The sequence below is a fragment of the Pseudomonas brassicacearum genome (assembly GCF_003732175.1).
GTDB classification, from domain to species: domain Bacteria; phylum Pseudomonadota; class Gammaproteobacteria; order Pseudomonadales; family Pseudomonadaceae; genus Aquipseudomonas; species Aquipseudomonas brassicacearum_G.
Map to the genome: position 1 here is coordinate 268,029 of NZ_MOBI01000009.1, position 17,437 is coordinate 285,465.

Consider the following 17,437-nt stretch of genomic DNA (forward strand, 5'->3'; position numbering starts at 1 on the left):
CTGACCACATATTATGTGAACACCACAGCCCACTGTGGGAGCGAGCCTGCTCGCGATGAGGCCGGGACAAACACCGCACAAACCCCAGACAAACAAAAACGCCCCCGACCTTGCGGTCGGGGGCGTTTTTCATTCAGCCTGAGTTAACTCAGTTCTTGGCTTTCTTGGCAGCGCGGGTACGCTCGCCTTCGTCCAGGATCTTCTTACGCAGGCGGATCGACTTAGGTGTCACTTCGCACAGCTCGTCGTCCTGGATGAATTCCAGGGCCTGTTCCAGGGTGAAGCGAACAGGTGGAACCAGGGCGATGGTTTCGTCTTTACCCGAAGCACGCATGTTGTCGAGCTTCTTGCCTTTGGTTGGGTTGACGCCCATGTCGTTGTCACGGCTATTCAGACCAACGATCTGACCGTTGTAGATCTCTTGACCGTGTTCAACGAACAGCTTGCCACGCGCCTGCAGGGTTTCCAGGGAGTAGGTCAGCGCCTTGCCGGTTTCTACCGATACCAGAACACCGTTCTGACGGCCGGACATGTCGCCGGACTTCATGGTGTCGTAGCGATCGAAGATCGAGGTCAGGATGCCAGCACCGTTGGTCAGGGTCAGGAACTGGTTACGGAAACCGATCAGACCGCGAGCAGGGATGTTGTATTCCAGACGAACACGGCCTTTGCCATCCGGCACCATGTTGGTCAGGTCGCCTTTACGCAGGCCCATCTCTTCCATGACCTTGCCCTGGGATTCTTCAGGGGTGTCGATGGTTACGTTTTCGAACGGTTCCTGCTTCACGCCGTCAACCTGACGGATGATCACTTCAGGACGACCAACGCCCATTTCGAAGCCTTCGCGACGCATGGTTTCGATCAGTACCGAGAGGTGCAGCTCACCACGGCCGGAAACCTTGAACTTGTCAGCCGAGTCGCCTTCTTCAACGCGCAGTGCAACGTTGTACAGCAGCTCTTTGTCCAGACGTTCCTTGATGTTACGGGAAGTCACGAACTTGCCTTCTTTACCGCAGAAAGGCGAGTCGTTTACCTGGAAGGTCATGGAAACGGTTGGCTCGTCAACGGTCAGAGGCTTCATCGCTTCGACCGCGTCCGGGTGGCACAGGGTGTCGGAGATGAACAGCGAGTCCATACCACTGATGCACACGATGTCGCCTGCTGCAGCTTCTTCAACGTCAATACGGTGCAGACCGTGGTGACCCATCAGCTTCAGGATACGACCGTTACGCTTCTTGCCGTCGGCGCCGATAGCCACGACCGGAGTATTCGGCTTGACGCGACCACGAGCGATACGGCCAACACCGATAACACCCAGGAAGCTGTTGTAGTCCAGTGCGGAGATCTGCATCTGGAACGGACCGTCACGGTCGACTTTCGGCGCAGGTACGTTGTCGACGATCGACTGGTACAGCGGGGTCATGTCTTCAGCCATGTCGGAGTGATCCAGACCGGCAATACCGTTCAGGGCCGAGGCGTAGACCACTTTGAAGTCCAGCTGTTCTTCGGTGGCGCCCAGGTTATCGAACAGGTCGAAGATCTGGTCCAGAACCCAGTCCGGACGCGCGCCTGGACGGTCAACCTTGTTGATGCACACGATCGGACGCAGGCCGGCTTCGAAGGCCTTCTTGGTCACGAAACGGGTTTGCGGCATAGGGCCGTCTTGAGCGTCAACCAGCAGCAGAACGGAGTCAACCATCGACATTACGCGTTCAACTTCGCCGCCGAAGTCGGCGTGGCCCGGGGTGTCCACGATGTTGATGTGGTAGCCGTTCCAGTTGATGGCGGTGTTTTTCGCCAGAATGGTAATACCGCGCTCTTTCTCCTGGTCGTTGGAGTCCATCACGCGCTCGTCGTTGAGCTCGTTGCGCTCCAGGGTGCCGGATTGACGCAAGAGCTTGTCTACCAGGGTGGTCTTACCATGGTCAACGTGAGCAATGATGGCGATGTTGCGTAGATTTTCGATCACTTGTGTATCTCGATCAGAGGATTCGGTGTGCTGACAAGTCTTGGCAGCGATTTACAGTAGAGTCAGGCCTTGCCGTTACAGCTTGACGGCGGCGTCGGGGGGCCGGTGACGCAGGCCACAGGCAAACAGCCCCGGGCTCTTAGCTCGGTCGATAAACGCGCACATTGGCATGCCCCTCACTGAGCAAATGGTGGGCATGCAGGCGACTCATCACGCCTTTGTCGCAATACAGCAGGTACTGGCGAGTAGGGTCCAGTTCCTTGAAACGAGCGTTCAGGGCATAAAACGGCATCGCTTGTACCTCGATACCAGCAAGCTCCAGCGGGTCGTCTTCGGCGGCATCCGGGTGACGGATGTCGATGATGATCTGACCGGCCAGCGCCTCACTGACTTCTTCAACCTGCACATCCTGGCCCAATTCGTCGATCACCCGATCGATCGGCACCAGCTTGGCGTTCTCGAGCGCACGCTCGAGCACTGCCATATCGAATTCTTTCTCTTCATGCTCCACGCGCGGACGCTTGGCGTGGGTCTTGGGGTTCACCGAAATGACCCCGCAGTACTCCGGCATGTGCTTGGCGAAATCGGCGGTGCCGATTTCGTTGGCCAGGTCGATGATGTCCTGCTTGTGACTGGCGATCAGCGGGCGCAACACCAGCTTGTCGGTCACGCAGTCGATCACGGACAGGTTCGGCAGCGTCTGGCTGGAAACCTGGGAAATCGCTTCGCCGGTGACCAGCGCCTCGATGTCCAGCCGATCAGCGATCCGGGACGCAGCGCGCAACATCATACGCTTCAATACTACGCCCATATGACTGTTATCGACTTTGCCGAGAATTTCTCCCAGCACTTCCTCGAACGGCACACTGACAAATAACACGCGCTGGGAGCTGCCGTACTTCTTCCAGATGAAGTGCGCGACTTCCATCACGCCCAGTTCGTGGGCACGCCCGCCGAGATTGAAGAAGCAGAAGTGAGCCATCAGCCCGCGGCGCATGATCTGGTAGGCCGCGACGGTGGAATCGAAACCGCCGGACATCAGCACCAGGGTCTGTTCCAGCGCGCCGAGCGGATAGCCGCCGATACTGTTGTGCTGGCTATGGATCACAAACAACCGTTGGTCGCGAATTTCGATGCGAACTTCGATTTCGGGTTCTTTCAGCGAAATTCCGGCGGCGCCGCACTGACGACGCAGCTGGCTGCCGACGTATTTCTCGACGTCCATCGAGCTGAATTCGTGCTTGCCGGCACGCTTGCAGCGCACCGAAAAGATCTTCCCGGCCAGCGAATCGCCGAAGTGCTGCTTGCACTTGGCAACGATGTCGTCGAAGTCGCCCAGCGGGTACTCGTCGACCTGCAGGAAATGCGCGATGCCCGGCATGCAGCTCAGGCGCTCGGTCATGTCCTTCAGGGCCTTGGGGTCACTGACGCGGGTTTCCAGTTCGAGGTTGTCCCACACGCCGTTCACCACCACAGCCGGGTCCAGATCGCGGAGCACGGCACGGATGTTTTTGGCCAATTGACGGATGAAACGCATCCGTACCGGGCGGCTCTTGATGGTGATCTCGGGGAAGACTTTTACGATTAGTTTCATGAAAACAGCGCGCGCAGGGCCAGCCGAAAAAGGGGGGCGCGGATTATAGCGGAAATTGCTCAAGGTTTAACCAGTTAATGTGCAGAAGGTTTTTGATGCACCAAAACGGGTCATTTGTGAAATTGAGCGCTACATTAAAGGGCGGGATTTTCCATTTTAGAGCGCCTTGCACCTTTAAAAGCGTGATATTGGGGCAATAAACCCAAGTCGGGGCACTGGCATGCAATTTGCTCCCTTGTGAGGCAGGTTGCCAAGGCAGAGTATTCGCGCCGGCATCACCCACATTCTAAGGGCACTCCACTACCCGCCCGAAGCCACCCGGAGGACACTATGTCGAAGTCGGTTCAACTCATCAAAGATCATGACGTCAAATGGATTGATCTGCGCTTCACTGATACCAAAGGCACTCAGCACCACGTGACCATGCCGGCCCGTGATGCGCTGGATGAAGCCTTCTTCGAAGAAGGCAAAATGTTCGATGGCTCCTCCATTGCTGGCTGGAAAGGCATCGAAGCCTCCGACATGATCCTGATGCCGGACGACGCCACTGCCGTCCTGGACCCGTTCACCGAAGAGCCGACCCTGATCCTGGTTTGCGACGTGATCGAGCCTTCGACCATGCAAGGCTATGACCGTGACCCACGTGCCATCGCCAAGCGTGCCGAGGAATACCTGAAGTCCACCGGCATCGGCGACACCGTTTTCGTCGGTCCAGAGCCTGAGTTCTTCATCTTCGACGAAGTGAAGTTCAAGTCCGACATCTCCGGCTCGATGTTCAAGATCTACTCCGAACAAGGTTCGTGGATGTCCGACCAGGACGTGGAAGGCGGCAACAAAGGCCACCGTCCAGGTGTCAAAGGCGGCTACTTCCCGGTTCCGCCGTTCGACCACGACCACGAAATCCGTACCTCCATGTGCAACGCCATGGAAGAAATGGGCCTGGTCATCGAAGTTCACCACCACGAAGTGGCGACTGCCGGCCAGAACGAAATCGGTGTGAAGTTCAACACCCTGGTCGCCAAGGCTGACGAAGTTCAGACCCTGAAGTACTGTGTACACAACGTTGCTGATGCATACGGCCGCACCGCGACCTTCATGCCTAAGCCGCTGTACGGCGACAACGGTTCGGGTATGCACGTTCACCTGTCCATCGCCAAAGATGGCAAGAACACCTTCGCTGGCGAAGGTTATGCCGGCCTGTCCGACACCGCCCTGTACTTCATCGGCGGCATCATCAAGCACGGTAAGGCCCTGAACGGCTTCACCAACCCGTCGACCAACTCCTACAAGCGTCTGGTCCCAGGTTTCGAAGCTCCAGTAATGCTGGCCTACTCGGCTCGCAACCGTTCCGCTTCGATCCGTATTCCTTACGTGTCGAGCCCTCGCGCTCGCCGTATCGAAGCACGTTTCCCGGATCCGGCAGCCAACCCGTACCTGGGCTTCGCTGCACTGTTGATGGCTGGCCTGGACGGCATCCAGAACAAGATCCACCCAGGCGATGCGGCTGACAAAAACCTGTACGACCTGCCGCCTGAAGAGGCGAAAGAGATCCCACAAGTTTGCGGCAGCCTGAAAGAAGCCCTGGAAGAGCTGGACAAAGGTCGTGCGTTCCTGACCAAAGGCGGCGTTTTCAGCGACGACTTCATCGACGCTTACATCGCCCTGAAAAGCGAAGAAGAAATCAAAGTACGCACCTTCGTACACCCACTGGAATACGAGCTGTACTATAGCTGCTGATCCAGTAACGCTCGCGCAAGCGGCGTAACGCGAAAAGGCCTCCTTCGGGAGGCCTTTTTTGTGGGCGAACACTTATTATCGGGCCTACTGTTATAGACATCATGCCCTTCCACGGAATGAAGAAGAGACGTCCCATGTACCTACGCTTGAGCCTTGCACTGTTCACCGCCCTACTTGCCAACACCGCCTTCGCTGCCACCGCAGCCACTCACGCTCCAGCTCCAACCCCGGCACCCGCAGCCCTCGCCCCGCTGCTCAGCACCATTCAGGAGCGACTGGTGATTGCTGACAAAGTCGCGCTAAGCAAGTGGGACAGCGGCAAACCTGTCGAGGATCGGCAGCGTGAACATGAAGTCATTGCCGACGCTCTCGCCGAGGCGCCCTACTATAAATTGAGCAATGAAGCCGTTGAGCAGTTCTTCTCGGCGCAGATCGAAGCCAACAAGTTAGTGCAGTACGCGCATTTGTCCGACTGGCACGCACAAGGCAAAGCGCCCAACGACCCTCGCCCCGACCTCGTTGGCCTGATCCGCCCGCAACTCGATCTGTTACAAACGCGCCTGCTGCAACAACTGGCCGATTTCACCCCGTATCGCAATGATCCCCACTGCCCGCAATGGCTGGCCAAAGCCAATAAAGCCGCGACCCAAGTGCCGCTGCGCGAGCTAGCGTTGGTACGCGCCACTGCCGAATTGTGCAGCGCCCATCCGTAGAAGCTGCCGCAGGCTGCGATCTCTTGTTTTTTAAAGAGCAAGATCAAAAGATCGCAGGTTTCGCCAGCGCCTACGCGAGGTTGATCGCTGTTTCGTGTCAGGGTGTTAGTGAATTGGGCCAACACCTAACCCTGGCCTATGCTGCAAACCAACGTTTTCGTTTATTGGGCGTTTTTTATGGGTCGTGGTTTTCTGTTCATCCTGATGCTGATCGCCCTGCCCGCCACCGCGCAGATCTACCGCTACACCGACGCCAGCGGCAATACCGCCTACAGCAATCAGCCGCCCGATGGCGTGAAGAGCCAGGCCGTCGAGTTGCCACCACTCAACAGCATCGAACGCCAAGCACCAATAGCGCCCGAACAACCGGCCCCGCACGCAGACAAAAACGCCGTGTATTCAGTACTGGAACTGACCGGCCTGCCCAGCGATGAGGCCCTGCGCGCCAACAACGGCACCTTCACCGTCAGCGTGCAGATTCAGCCACGCTTGCATGGGTCACATCTGTTTCGATTGTTGCTGGACGGTCAACCGTATGGTCAGCCGAGCAACGTGCCGCGCTTGCAACTGGTAAACATCGATCGCGGCGAACACCGTCTCGCGGTGCAGGTGCTGGCCGGAGAAAGTCTGGTGCAGCAAAGCCCGACCCTTACCTTCACCGTGCAGCGAGTACACATCCCATGAGGTGCTGGATAATCGCCATGTGCCTGTGGCTGACCGCACTGCCCGTGCAGGCCGAGGTCTACACCTACGTCGACGCCCAGGGCAATCGGGTCTTCACCGATCAACCCCGCCCTGGAAACGCCAAGCGAGTCACACTCGCGCCGGGTAATCGCATGTCGGCCAATCCCGGCAGGGCAATACCGCAAGCAGCCCCAAAGAAGCCTGAAGAAAAACCCCTGTTTCACTACGACATGCTTCGCGTACTCGTACCGGAACCGGACGCTTCGGTTCGCAGCAGCGCGGGGGAAGTGATCGTTAGTGTCACCAACGAACCCACCTTGCAACGCGGCCATCGCTATCGGTTGTTACTGGACGGCCAACCGACTGCCGATCCCGGCCCGAGCCCGGTGTTCGCCTTGAGCAATATTGATCGCGGCACCCATCAACTGGCGGTGGAAATCCTCGACGAACACGGGCGGATTGTCGAACGCACGGCTAACCAGCCATTCCACATGCTGCGTATCTCACTGGCGCAGAAGCGCCTGGTCAAGCCTTGCACCCTGACCGATTACGGCCAACGCCCGGAATGCCCGCTCGCGGATAAGCCCGAAGAAGAAAAAGTCGGGATTTTTTCTTTCTTCTGAACTTTGTTCAGGTTTGCGCACTATATTGGTGCAATGCACTGCACCCTACCCATATTCCAACCCATTTTGGTTCGAAAATACCCGTAAACGCCGGCAGAACGCCACGCAATCGCGCTTAAAACGCCTATTTCAGGGCCTGAACGCTTCTTTTCGGAGCCTTGGTTTGGTTTTTGCATTTTCCTCGTATCAGCGCTCGGTTCACGCGCGTGATTCAGACCAGTCTCTGAGCCGCCACGCTCCAAAAGAGGTCCTAATGACCATCAGCGACGCACTGCACCGCTTACTACTCGACAACCTGACGACCGCCACCATTCTGCTCAACGCCGAACTGCGCCTTGAGTACATGAACCCCGCGGCGGAAATGCTCCTGGCCATCAGCGGCCAGCGCAGCCATGGGCAATTCATCAGCGAGCTGTTCACCGAGTCGACCGAAGCCTTGAACTCCCTGCGCCAGGCAGTCGAACAAGCGCACCCGTTTACCAAGCGCGAAGCGATGCTCACCGCGCTGACCGGCCAGACCCTGACCGTCGACTATGCGGTGACGCCGATCCTGAGCAATGGCGACACGCTGCTGCTGCTCGAAGTCCACCCGCGTGATCGCTTGCTGCGCATCACCAAAGAAGAAGCGCAACTCTCCAAGCAGGAAACCAGCAAGATGCTGGTGCGCGGCCTCGCTCACGAGATCAAGAACCCGCTCGGCGGGATTCGCGGCGCCGCTCAGTTGCTGGCCCGCGAGCTGCCGGAAGAAAGCCTCAAGGACTACACCAACGTCATCATCGAGGAAGCGGACCGCCTGCGTAATCTGGTCGATCGCATGCTCGGCTCGAACAAACTGCCGTCGCTAGCCCTGTGCAACGTCCACGAAGTGCTGGAGCGCGTCTGTCATCTGGTGGAAGCCGAGAGCCAAGGCTGCATCACATTGGTGCGCGACTACGACCCGAGCATTCCGGACGTGTTGATCGACCGCGAGCAAATGATTCAGGCCGTGCTGAATATCGTGCGCAATGCGATGCAGGCCATCAGCACCCAGAACGAGTTGCGTCTGGGCCGCATCACCCTGCGTTCGCGTGCCATGCGCCAGTTCACCATCGGCCACGTGCGCCATCGCCTGGTGACCAAGCTCGAAATCATCGACAACGGCCCGGGAATTCCAGCAGACCTGCAGGAAACCATCTTCTTCCCCATGGTCAGCGGCCGCCCGGACGGTACCGGGCTCGGCCTGGCCATTACCCAGAACATCATCAGCCAGCACCAGGGCCTGATCGAATGTGACAGCCATCCAGGCCACACCACGTTCTCGATCTTTCTGCCACTGGAACAAGGAGCCACATCGACATGAGCCGTAGTGAAACCGTGTGGATCGTCGATGACGACCGTTCTATCCGTTGGGTCCTGGAAAAAGCCTTGCAACAGGAAGGCATGACCACGCAAAGCTTCGACAGCGCCGATGGCGTGATGAGCCGCCTGGCGCGCCAACAACCGGACGTGATCATCTCCGACATCCGCATGCCCGGCACCAGCGGCCTGGACCTGCTGGCACGGATTCGCGAGCAACACCCAAGGCTGCCAGTGATCATCATGACAGCGCACTCCGACCTGGACAGCGCTGTCGCGTCCTATCAGGGCGGTGCGTTCGAGTACCTGCCAAAACCGTTCGACGTCGATGAAGCGGTGTCGCTGGTCAAGCGCGCCAACCAGCATGCCCAGGAACAGCAAGGCCTGGAAGTGGCGCCAATCCTGGCCCGCACCCCGGAAATCATCGGTGAAGCACCGGCGATGCAGGAAGTGTTTCGCGCCATTGGCCGTTTGAGCCACTCCAACATCACCGTGCTGATCAACGGAGAATCCGGTACCGGTAAAGAACTGGTGGCCCACGCCCTGCACCGCCACAGCCCGCGTGCGGCGTCACCGTTTATCGCACTGAACATGGCGGCAATCCCCAAGGACCTGATGGAGTCCGAGCTGTTTGGTCACGAAAAAGGCGCGTTCACCGGCGCGGCCAACCTGCGGCGCGGACGGTTTGAACAAGCGGATGGCGGCACACTGTTCCTCGATGAAATCGGCGACATGCCAGCCGACACCCAGACGCGCTTGCTGCGGGTACTGGCCGATGGCGAGTTCTATCGCGTCGGCGGTCACGTGCCGGTCAAGGTCGATGTGCGCATCATTGCCGCGACTCACCAGAACCTGGAAACCCTGGTACACGCCGGGAAATTCCGTGAAGACCTGTTCCACCGCCTGAACGTGATCCGCATCCACATTCCGCGCCTGTCGGACCGTCGCGAAGACATTCCGACCCTGGCCAAGCATTTCCTCGCCCGCGCCGCACAAGAACTGGCGGTGGAGCCGAAGCTGCTGAAAAGCGAAACCGAGGAATACCTGAAGAACCTGCCGTGGCCAGGCAACGTACGGCAGCTGGAAAACACCTGTCGCTGGATCACGGTGATGGCGTCGGGTCGCGAAGTGCACATCAGTGACCTGCCACCAGAGCTGCTGAGCTTGCCGCAGGATTCGGCACCGGTGACCAACTGGGAGCAAGCACTGCGTCAGTGGGCCGATCAGGCGTTGGCGCGTGGTCAGTCGAGCCTGCTTGACAGCGCCGTACCGAGCTTCGAGCGGATCATGATCGAAACCGCCCTCAAACACACCGCCGGCCGCCGCCGCGACGCCGCCGTGTTACTGGGCTGGGGCCGCAACACCTTGACCCGCAAGATCAAGGAGCTGGGGATGAAGGTCGACAGCGGCGATGACGATGAAGGGGATGAGGCCTGATACATGATCGTGCCCACGCTCTGCGTGGGCATGCATCCAGTGACGCTCTGCGTCACAGCGGACGCCGAGCGTCCGGGGCAGCATTCCCACGCAGAGCGTGGGAACGATCTAAAGCCAGGGCCTGCGTGCACCGCCTCAATGCACCGTGAACCGCAATCGCGCATTCCACGGCAAGCAAAATCCCGCCTCCAGCAACACCAAAAACCATTGCACAAAAAAACCAAAGCCCCGGAACACGGGGCTTTCAGCGCTTCACGCAGGTTTTTTGTTGCCACATATCAAAACCTGGCACGCGCCCTGCAATAGTCCAATCAGTGATTCGATTCACTACCCAGTTTCGGGGGCCTTGGTACAGGCAGGCCGGGGATTCCCCTCTTTACATCCGGGGTTCATCACGCAGACCGCGACGAACCCCCTCCCGTTTTGGGGAACCTTGGTACAGGCAGGCCGGGGATTCCCTCTTTTATTGCTCCTGGAGATGGATCTCCAACCGCCAGCGGTCATTGACCTCGCTACCGGCCCACTCACCCTTCAGGGGCCGGGCCGCCACCAGCGTCAGCAACAAGCCCTTATCACTCAATCGCACCCGCCAGTTCACGTCCTTGTCGTTGAGCTTCAACTGGCCGTTTTGTGCCTTGCCTTCAGCCTCGAACAGCAACGCGACGCTACCGTCGATGAACTCGCCGTGGGTCTTCGGTTCATTGTTGAACCACACCACCAAGCCATCGGGTTCGACCTCAACCTGTTGCAATACTGTAGGGTCGGGCTCGGTCAGGCGACCGATCATCATCCCGACCATGACGCCGACGATCGCCAAGGAGGCCATCACCCGAGGGAATAGCTTCGGTCGCGGGTCCACTTCAGGCGTAGAATGCTGCCCATCTTTACCTTCGGAGCCGTGCATGTTTCACGTCATCCTTTTCCAACCAGAAATTCCGCCGAATACCGGCAACGTTATCAGGCTATGCGCCAACAGTGGCTGCCACCTGCATTTGATCGAACCGCTGGGCTTCGAGATGGACGACAAGCGCCTGCGCCGGGCCGGTCTCGATTACCACGAGTATGCCACCTTGCAACGCCATGCCGACCTTGCCAGTTGTCTGGAAAGCCTCGGCCATCCGCGCTTGTTCGCCTTCACCACCAAGGGCTCGCGGCCGTTCCACGACGCCAGCTTCGCCGAGGGTGATGCCTTCCTGTTCGGACCGGAAAGCCGTGGCCTACCCGCCGAGGTACTCGATGCCCTGCCTGCCGAACAGCGCCTGCGCCTGCCGATGCGCGAAGGGTGCCGCAGCCTGAACCTGTCCAACACCGTGGCGGTGGCCGTATACGAAGGCTGGCGCCAGCTCGGCTTCAAATAACCCCCTGAGCCCCGTACATGATCGTTCCCACGCTCCCGCGTGGGAATGCAGCCCGTGACGCTCCGCGTCACTGGGCGCAGAGCGTCCCTTGAGGCATTCCCACGCAGAGCGTGGGAACGATCAATAGCTGCTACGACTCGACAACCATAAAAAAAGCGCCTGTTACGGCGCTTTTTTCGTTGCAGCATCGAACGCTTACTGAACGGTCTGTACGCCGTCTTGCTGCATGCGTTGCACTTCTTGCGCGTACAGGGCATCGAAGTTCACCGGAGCCAGCATCAGGGCCGGGAACGAACCGCGGGTCACCAGGCTGTCCAGAGCTTCGCGAGCGTACGGGAACAGGATGTTCGGGCAAAAAGCACCGAGGGTGTGGCTCATCGAGGCTTCGTCGAGGTTCTTGATCAGGAAGATACCGGCTTGCTGGACTTCAGCGATGAACGCCACTTCGTCACCGTTTTTCACGGTAACCGACAGGGTCAGCACGACTTCGTGGAAGTCAGCTTCCAGCGCTTTCTGACGGGTGTTCAGGTCCAGACCAACGCTCGGCTCCCACTGCTGGCGGAAGATCGCCGGGCTTTTCGGGGCTTCGAAGGACAGGTCACGCACATAAATGCGCTGCAAGGAGAATTGCGGTGCAGTTTCTTCTTCAGTAGCAGCAGTGTTCTGTTGGTCAGTCATCACAGATCCTTCTTGATCTCGGGGTCTTGTAGGGTTTGCTGATCTTAAGGGTTTAGTCAGGCTCTGAGCAGTGCGTCGAGCTTGCCGGCGCGGTCCAGGGCAAACAAATCATCACAACCACCAACGTGGGTGCTGCCGATCCAGATTTGCGGCACGGACGTACGTCCGGCTTTCTGGGCCATCTCGGCACGCACCTGCGGCTTGCCATCGACCTTGATCTCTTCGAAGGCTACGCCCTTGTTCTCGAGCAGGTACTTGGCTCGGGAGCAGTAGGGGCAGTAATCGCTGGAATAGACGACGACGTTTTTCATATCACTTCACCAGCGGCAGATTGTCGGCTTTCCAGCTGGAGATCCCGCCGGACAGCTTGGCTGCGGTGAAGCCGGACTTCAACAGCTCGCGAGCGTGAGTACCGGAGTGCTGGCCCAGGGCATCGACCAGAATGATGGTCTTGGCCTTGTGCTTTTCCAGTTCGCCAACGCGAGCGGTCAGTTTGTCCTGCGGAATGTTCAGCGCGCCAACAATGTGACCAGCGGCGAAATCCTTGCTTGGACGGATGTCGACGACGACGCCCTGGTCCTTGTTGACCAGCGCAGTCAGCTCGGCGGTGCTGAGGCTGCGGCCGCCACGGCTCATTTCGCGGGCGATCAACAACGCCAGCAGAACGACGAAGATACCGACGAGCAAATAGTGGTTAGTGGCAAATTCAATCAGGTGAGCAACCATCAAGGAGGTTCCAGGGCGTTAAAATGTCGGCCAGTATACACAGCCGCCATGGACGACCAAACCCCGCCCGGCGGTGACGTGGAATGAACTTGCCTTTAAACTGCCACTCCCTTTTCCATCGCCCCTTTAACTTAAGCCAGAGTGGAATCCATGACTACCACGCCTAAACCTTTGGTCCTGATTATTCTCGACGGCTTCGGTCACAGTGAAAGCCAGGAATCCAACGCCGTGTTCGCGGCCAAAAAGCCGGTCCTCGACCGTTTGTACGCCACCGTACCGAACGGCCTGATCTCGGGTTCGGGCATGGACGTCGGCCTGCCGGACGGGCAAATGGGCAACTCGGAAGTCGGCCACATGAACCTCGGCGCAGGCCGCGTGGTGTATCAGGACTTCACCCGCGTGACCAAAGCGATCCGCGATGGCGAGTTCTTCGAGAACCCGACCATCTGCGCCGCCGTGGACAAAGCCGTTGCTGCCGGCAAAGCCGTGCACTTCATGGGTCTGCTGTCCGAAGGCGGCGTGCACAGCCACCAGGATCACCTGATCGCCATGGCCGAACTGGCCTTCAAGCGCGGCGCCGAGAAGATCTACCTGCACGCCTTTCTCGACGGCCGCGACACGCCGCCAAAAAGCGCACAGTCGTCGATCGAGCTGCTGGATGAAGCATTCAAGACGCTGGGCAAAGGCCGGATCGCCAGCATCATTGGCCGCTATTTCGCCATGGACCGCGACAACCGCTGGGATCGCGTGTCCCAGGCCTACAACCTGATCGTTGACGGGATCGGCGAATTCAACGCCGCCACCGCCCAACAGGGTCTGCAAGCCGCGTACGAACGTGGCGAGAGCGACGAATTCGTCAAAGCCACCACCATCGGTGAACCAGTCAAGGTCGAAGACGGCGACGCCGTGGTGTTCATGAACTTCCGCGCCGACCGCGCCCGCGAGCTGACCCGGGTCTTCGTCGAAGACGATTTCAAGGACTTCGAGCGCGCTCGCCAGCCGAAACTGGCCGGCTTCGTCATGCTGACTCAATACGCCGCCAGCATTCCTGCACCGTCGGCCTTTGCGCCGGGCAGCCTGGAAAACGTGCTGGGCGACTATTTGGCTAAAAACGGCAAAACCCAGCTGCGTATCGCCGAAACCGAAAAATACGCTCACGTGACCTTCTTCTTCTCCGGTGGTCGCGAAGAACCGTTCCCGGGCGAAGAACGTATCCTGATCCCGTCGCCGAAAGTCGCGACCTATGACTTGCAGCCAGAAATGAGCGCGCCGGAAGTCACCGACAGGATCGTCGATGCGATCGAAAACCAGCGCTACGACGTGATCGTGGTCAATTACGCCAACGGCGACATGGTCGGCCACAGCGGCGTGTTCGATGCCGCGGTGAAAGCCGTCGAGTGCCTGGACCTGTGTGTCGGTCGCATCGTCGATGCCCTGGAAAAAGTCGGCGGCGAAGCGCTGATCACCGCCGACCACGGCAACGTCGAGCAAATGTCCGACGAATCCACTGGTCAGGCGCACACCGCTCACACCACCGAACCAGTACCGTTCATCTACGTCGGTAAACGCAACCTCAAGGTTCGTGAAGGCGGTGTACTGGCGGATGTGGCACCAACCATGCTCATGCTGCTGGGGCTGGAAAAGCCTGCCGAGATGACCGGTACGTCGATTCTGGTGTGATCAAAAGGGGGGGATTGCTTAAATCCCCCCTGACACACCATAAATCGGCTGCGGGAGCGGGCTTGCTCGCGAAAGCGGGGTATCAGGCAACATTGTTGTCGCATGACACTCCGCTTTCGCGAGCAAGCCCGCTCCCACATTGGTTTTCGGTGTTTTTCAGTCCAGTTATCACACAGCCAGAAATGGACGTTTTTTTTACAGCCTTGGCCGGGCATACTAGGCTGTCCTTTTTCCCCTGGTGTCGCCCGCCTTTATGCTTCGCGCCCTGATTGCCCTTGCCCTGACCTGCCTGCTCCATCCGGCGTTTGCCGATGAACGCGCGCAAACCCAGCAACAGTTGGACGCCACGCGTCAGGATATTGCCGAGCTGAAAAAGCTGCTGGGCAAGTTGCAGGAAGAAAAGTCCGGCGTGCAAAAGGAGCTCAAAGGCACCGAGACCGAGATGGGCAAGCTCGAAAAGCAGGTCGATGCACTGCAAAAAGAGCTGAAGAAAAGCGAATCCGAGATACAGCGACTCGATGGTGAGAAAAAAAAACTCCAGAGCGCGCGCATTGAACAGCAGCGACTGATCGCCATTCAGGCCCGCGCGGCCTATCAGAACGGCCGTCAGGAGTACCTGAAGCTGCTGCTCAACCAGCAGAACCCGGAAAAATTCGCCCGCACCCTCACCTATTACGACTACTTGAGCCAGGCACGCCTGGAGCAGTTGAAGAATTTCAACGAAACCCTTCGCCAGCTGGCCAACGTCGAGCAGGATATCGCCCTGCAACAAGCCCAGTTGCTGGTGCAGAAAAGTAGCCTCGACAGCCAGCGCGACGAACTCGAGAAAGTCCGCAAGGAGCGTCAGCAAGTCCTGGCCAAGCTCAACGACGACGTGAAAGCCCGCGACCAGAAGCTGCAAACCCGCGAGCAGGACCAGGCCGACCTGTCTAAAGTACTCAAAACCATCGAAGAAACCCTGGCCCGCCAGGCACGCGAGGCGGAAGAAGCGCGACAAAAAGCGCTGATCGCCCAGCAGGAAGCCGAAAAAAAGCGTTTACGTGAGGCTCAGGCCCGGGCTGAGTCCCCTACTGATGCCCCACGCAAACCCGCCAAGTCGACACCCGGCGCACTGGTTTCAAGTGCAGGCGAGTCCTTCGGCGGTCCCTTTGCTTCAGCCCGCGGAAAACTTCCGTGGCCTGTCGATGGTCGATTGCTTGCGCGTTTTGGTGAAACCCGTGGCGACGATGCCCGAACAAAGTGGGACGGCGTGATGATCAGCGCCTCCGCGGGCAGCCAGGTGCATGCCGTACACGGCGGTCGCGTGGTGTTTGCCGACTGGTTGCGCGGTGCCGGTTTGCTGGTGATCCTCGACCACGGCAATGGTTTTTTGAGTTTGTACGGCCACAACCAGACGCTGCTTAAAGCGGCCGGTGACGTGGTCAAGGCCGGTGAATCCATCTCCACTGTCGGTAACAGTGGTGGCCAGGACACACCTGCACTGTATTTCGCTATTCGTCAGCAGGGTCACCCGAGTGATCCAGCACAATGGTGCCGCGCGCAAGGATAGGCGTTGAGTCACCTACATTAGGAGTTCGTTCGACATGCTGCATTTGTCCCGCCTCAATTCGCTGGCCCTGACGATCGCTCTGGTGATCGGTGCGCCGTTGGCGTTTGCCGCTCAACCGGCCCCGGCGGTTGCGCCTGCGGGCACTGCTGCGACCACCAAGGCGCCATTGCCGCTGGAAGAGCTACGCACCTTTGCCGAGGTCATGGACCGGATCAAGGCTGCCTATGTCGAACCGGTTGACGACAAGACCCTGCTGGAGAATGCCATCAAGGGCATGCTCAGCAACCTTGACCCGCACTCCGCCTATCTCGGCCCGGAAGACTTTGCCGAGTTGCAGGAAAGCACCAGCGGCGAATTCGGCGGCCTGGGCATCGAAGTCGGCGCCGAAGACGGTTTCATCAAAGTCGTTTCGCCGATCGATGACACCCCTGCCTCCAAGGCCGGCATCCAGGCGGGCGACTTCATCGTCAAGATCAACGGCCAGCCAACCCGCGGCCAGAGCATGACCGAAGCCGTGGACAAGATGCGCGGCAAGATCGGCGAGAAGATCACTCTGACCCTGGTGCGCGATGGTGGTGCACCGTTCGACGTGACGCTGACCCGCGCGACCATCCAGGTCAAGAGCGTGAAGAGCCAGTTGCTGGATTCGGGCTACGCCTACATCCGCATCACCCAGTTCCAGGTCAAGACCGGCGAAGAGGTCTCCAAGGCGCTGGCCAAGTTGCGCAAGGACAATGGCAAGAAGCTCAGCGGCATCGTGCTTGACCTGCGCAACAACCCGGGCGGCGTGCTGCAAGCGGCGGTCGAAGTGGTCGACCACTTCATCACCAAAGGCCTGATCGTTTACACCAAGGGCCGCATCGCCAACTCCGAACTGCGCTTCTCTGCCACCGGCAAGGACGAAAGCGAAGCGGTGCCAATGGTCGTGCTGATCAACGGCGGTAGCGCCTCGGCTTCAGAAATTGTCGCCGGCGCCTTGCAGGATCAAAAACGCGCAGTGGTCATGGGCACCACCAGTTTCGGTAAAGGTTCGGTGCAAACCGTACTGCCACTGAACAACGACCGTGCGCTGAAGATCACCACCGCGTTGTACTTCACGCCAAACGGGCGCTCGATCCAGGCCCAGGGCATCGTTCCGGACATCGAAGTGCGCAAGGCCAAGATCACCAACGAACAGGACGGCGAGTACTTCAAGGAAGCCGATCTGCAAGGTCACCTGGGCAATGGCAACGGCGGCGCCGACAAGCCAACCAAGTCCAGCGGCAAAGCCAAACCGATGCCACAGGACGACGATTACCAATTGGCCCAGGCCCTGAGCCTGCTCAAAGGCCTGAGCATCACCCGCGGCCACTGA

Annotated in this window: 16 protein-coding genes; 10 read left to right on the forward strand and 6 right to left on the reverse strand. The window is 58.9% G+C overall.

Going from position 1 to position 17,437, the window contains the following annotated elements; genetic code table 11:
* Positions 1 to 148: 148 nt before the first annotated feature.
* On the reverse strand, positions 149 to 1,969 hold the full coding sequence (typA, locus tag BK658_RS09185) for a translational GTPase TypA (RefSeq protein ID WP_123582040.1): 1,821 nt from the start codon (positions 1,967 to 1,969) through the stop codon (positions 149 to 151).
* A gap of 139 nt (positions 1,970 to 2,108) precedes the next feature.
* Positions 2,109 to 3,563 carry a tRNA uracil 4-sulfurtransferase ThiI gene (gene thiI / locus BK658_RS09190; protein ID WP_123582041.1) on the reverse strand — a complete coding sequence of 485 codons (1,455 nt, stop codon included), beginning with the start codon at positions 3,561 to 3,563 and terminating at the stop codon, positions 2,109 to 2,111.
* A 330-nt stretch (positions 3,564 to 3,893) separates the two neighbouring features.
* Between thiI and glnA the strand changes: the two genes are divergently transcribed.
* From glnA to ntrC, 6 genes are all read left to right on the forward strand, one after another.
* Positions 3,894 to 5,300, forward strand: coding sequence for a glutamate--ammonia ligase (glnA, locus tag BK658_RS09200; protein WP_123582043.1), 1,407 nt, complete (start codon positions 3,894 to 3,896; stop codon positions 5,298 to 5,300).
* Positions 5,301 to 5,434: 134 nt separating this feature from the next.
* Positions 5,435 to 6,013, forward strand: coding sequence for a chorismate mutase (locus tag BK658_RS09205; protein ID WP_123582044.1), 579 nt, complete (start codon positions 5,435 to 5,437; stop codon positions 6,011 to 6,013).
* Between the two features lie 177 nt (positions 6,014 to 6,190).
* Positions 6,191 to 6,697, forward strand: a complete 507-nt coding sequence (locus tag BK658_RS09210) for a DUF4124 domain-containing protein (RefSeq protein WP_123582107.1) — start codon at positions 6,191 to 6,193, stop codon at positions 6,695 to 6,697.
* Positions 6,694 to 7,320, forward strand: a complete 627-nt coding sequence (locus tag BK658_RS09215; protein ID WP_123582045.1) for a DUF4124 domain-containing protein — start codon at positions 6,694 to 6,696, stop codon at positions 7,318 to 7,320. Before BK658_RS09210 ends, BK658_RS09215 begins: the two co-directional genes overlap by 4 nt.
* Before the next feature lie 253 nt (positions 7,321 to 7,573).
* Positions 7,574 to 8,659, forward strand: a complete 1,086-nt coding sequence (glnL, locus tag BK658_RS09220; RefSeq protein WP_123582046.1) for a nitrogen regulation protein NR(II) — start codon at positions 7,574 to 7,576, stop codon at positions 8,657 to 8,659.
* A complete protein-coding gene (gene ntrC, locus BK658_RS09225; RefSeq protein ID WP_123582047.1) occupies positions 8,656 to 10,092 on the forward strand; it encodes a nitrogen regulation protein NR(I) in 1,437 nt (478 codons plus the stop codon). Before glnL ends, ntrC begins: the two co-directional genes overlap by 4 nt.
* Before the next feature lie 463 nt (positions 10,093 to 10,555).
* Here the strand turns inward: ntrC and BK658_RS09235 are convergent, their stop codons facing one another.
* Positions 10,556 to 10,996, reverse strand: coding sequence for a hypothetical protein (locus BK658_RS09235; RefSeq protein WP_019691310.1), 441 nt, complete (start codon positions 10,994 to 10,996; stop codon positions 10,556 to 10,558).
* Here BK658_RS09235 and BK658_RS09240 point away from each other — a divergent pair.
* The gene (locus BK658_RS09240) at positions 10,995 to 11,450 is read left to right on the forward strand and encodes a tRNA (cytidine(34)-2'-O)-methyltransferase (protein ID WP_019691309.1); all 456 of its coding nucleotides are present in this window, start codon (positions 10,995 to 10,997) and stop codon (positions 11,448 to 11,450) included. The two genes, BK658_RS09235 and BK658_RS09240, sit on opposite strands and share 2 nt — an antisense overlap.
* A 195-nt stretch (positions 11,451 to 11,645) precedes the next feature.
* On the opposite strand, the gene secB is transcribed toward BK658_RS09240, so the two are convergent.
* Genes secB through BK658_RS09255 form a run of 3 tightly spaced genes read right to left on the reverse strand, consistent with a single transcriptional unit; the run spans position 11,646 to position 12,854 of the window.
* Complete coding sequence (gene secB, locus BK658_RS09245; RefSeq protein WP_123582049.1) at positions 11,646 to 12,128, reverse strand: protein-export chaperone SecB; 483 nt, start codon at positions 12,126 to 12,128, stop codon at positions 11,646 to 11,648.
* Between the two features lie 56 nt (positions 12,129 to 12,184).
* Entirely contained in the window at positions 12,185 to 12,439 is a 255-nt protein-coding gene (grxC, locus tag BK658_RS09250) for a glutaredoxin 3 (protein WP_123582050.1), read from the reverse strand.
* Position 12,440: 1 nt separating this feature from the next.
* On the reverse strand, positions 12,441 to 12,854 hold the full coding sequence (locus BK658_RS09255) for a rhodanese-like domain-containing protein (protein ID WP_019691306.1): 414 nt from the start codon (positions 12,852 to 12,854) through the stop codon (positions 12,441 to 12,443).
* A 150-nt stretch (positions 12,855 to 13,004) separates the two neighbouring features.
* Here BK658_RS09255 and gpmI point away from each other — a divergent pair, with 150 nt between their 5' ends.
* The 3 genes from gpmI (at position 13,005) to BK658_RS09275 (ending at position 17,437) form a co-directional block, all read left to right on the forward strand.
* Positions 13,005 to 14,534, forward strand: coding sequence for a 2,3-bisphosphoglycerate-independent phosphoglycerate mutase (gene gpmI / locus BK658_RS09260; RefSeq protein ID WP_123582051.1), 1,530 nt, complete (start codon positions 13,005 to 13,007; stop codon positions 14,532 to 14,534).
* 253 nt (positions 14,535 to 14,787) lie between these two features.
* On the forward strand, positions 14,788 to 16,083 hold the full coding sequence (locus BK658_RS09270; RefSeq protein WP_123582052.1) for a murein hydrolase activator EnvC family protein: 1,296 nt from the start codon (positions 14,788 to 14,790) through the stop codon (positions 16,081 to 16,083).
* 34 nt (positions 16,084 to 16,117) lie between these two features.
* On the forward strand, positions 16,118 to 17,437 hold the full coding sequence (locus tag BK658_RS09275; protein ID WP_123582053.1) for a S41 family peptidase: 1,320 nt from the start codon (positions 16,118 to 16,120) through the stop codon (positions 17,435 to 17,437).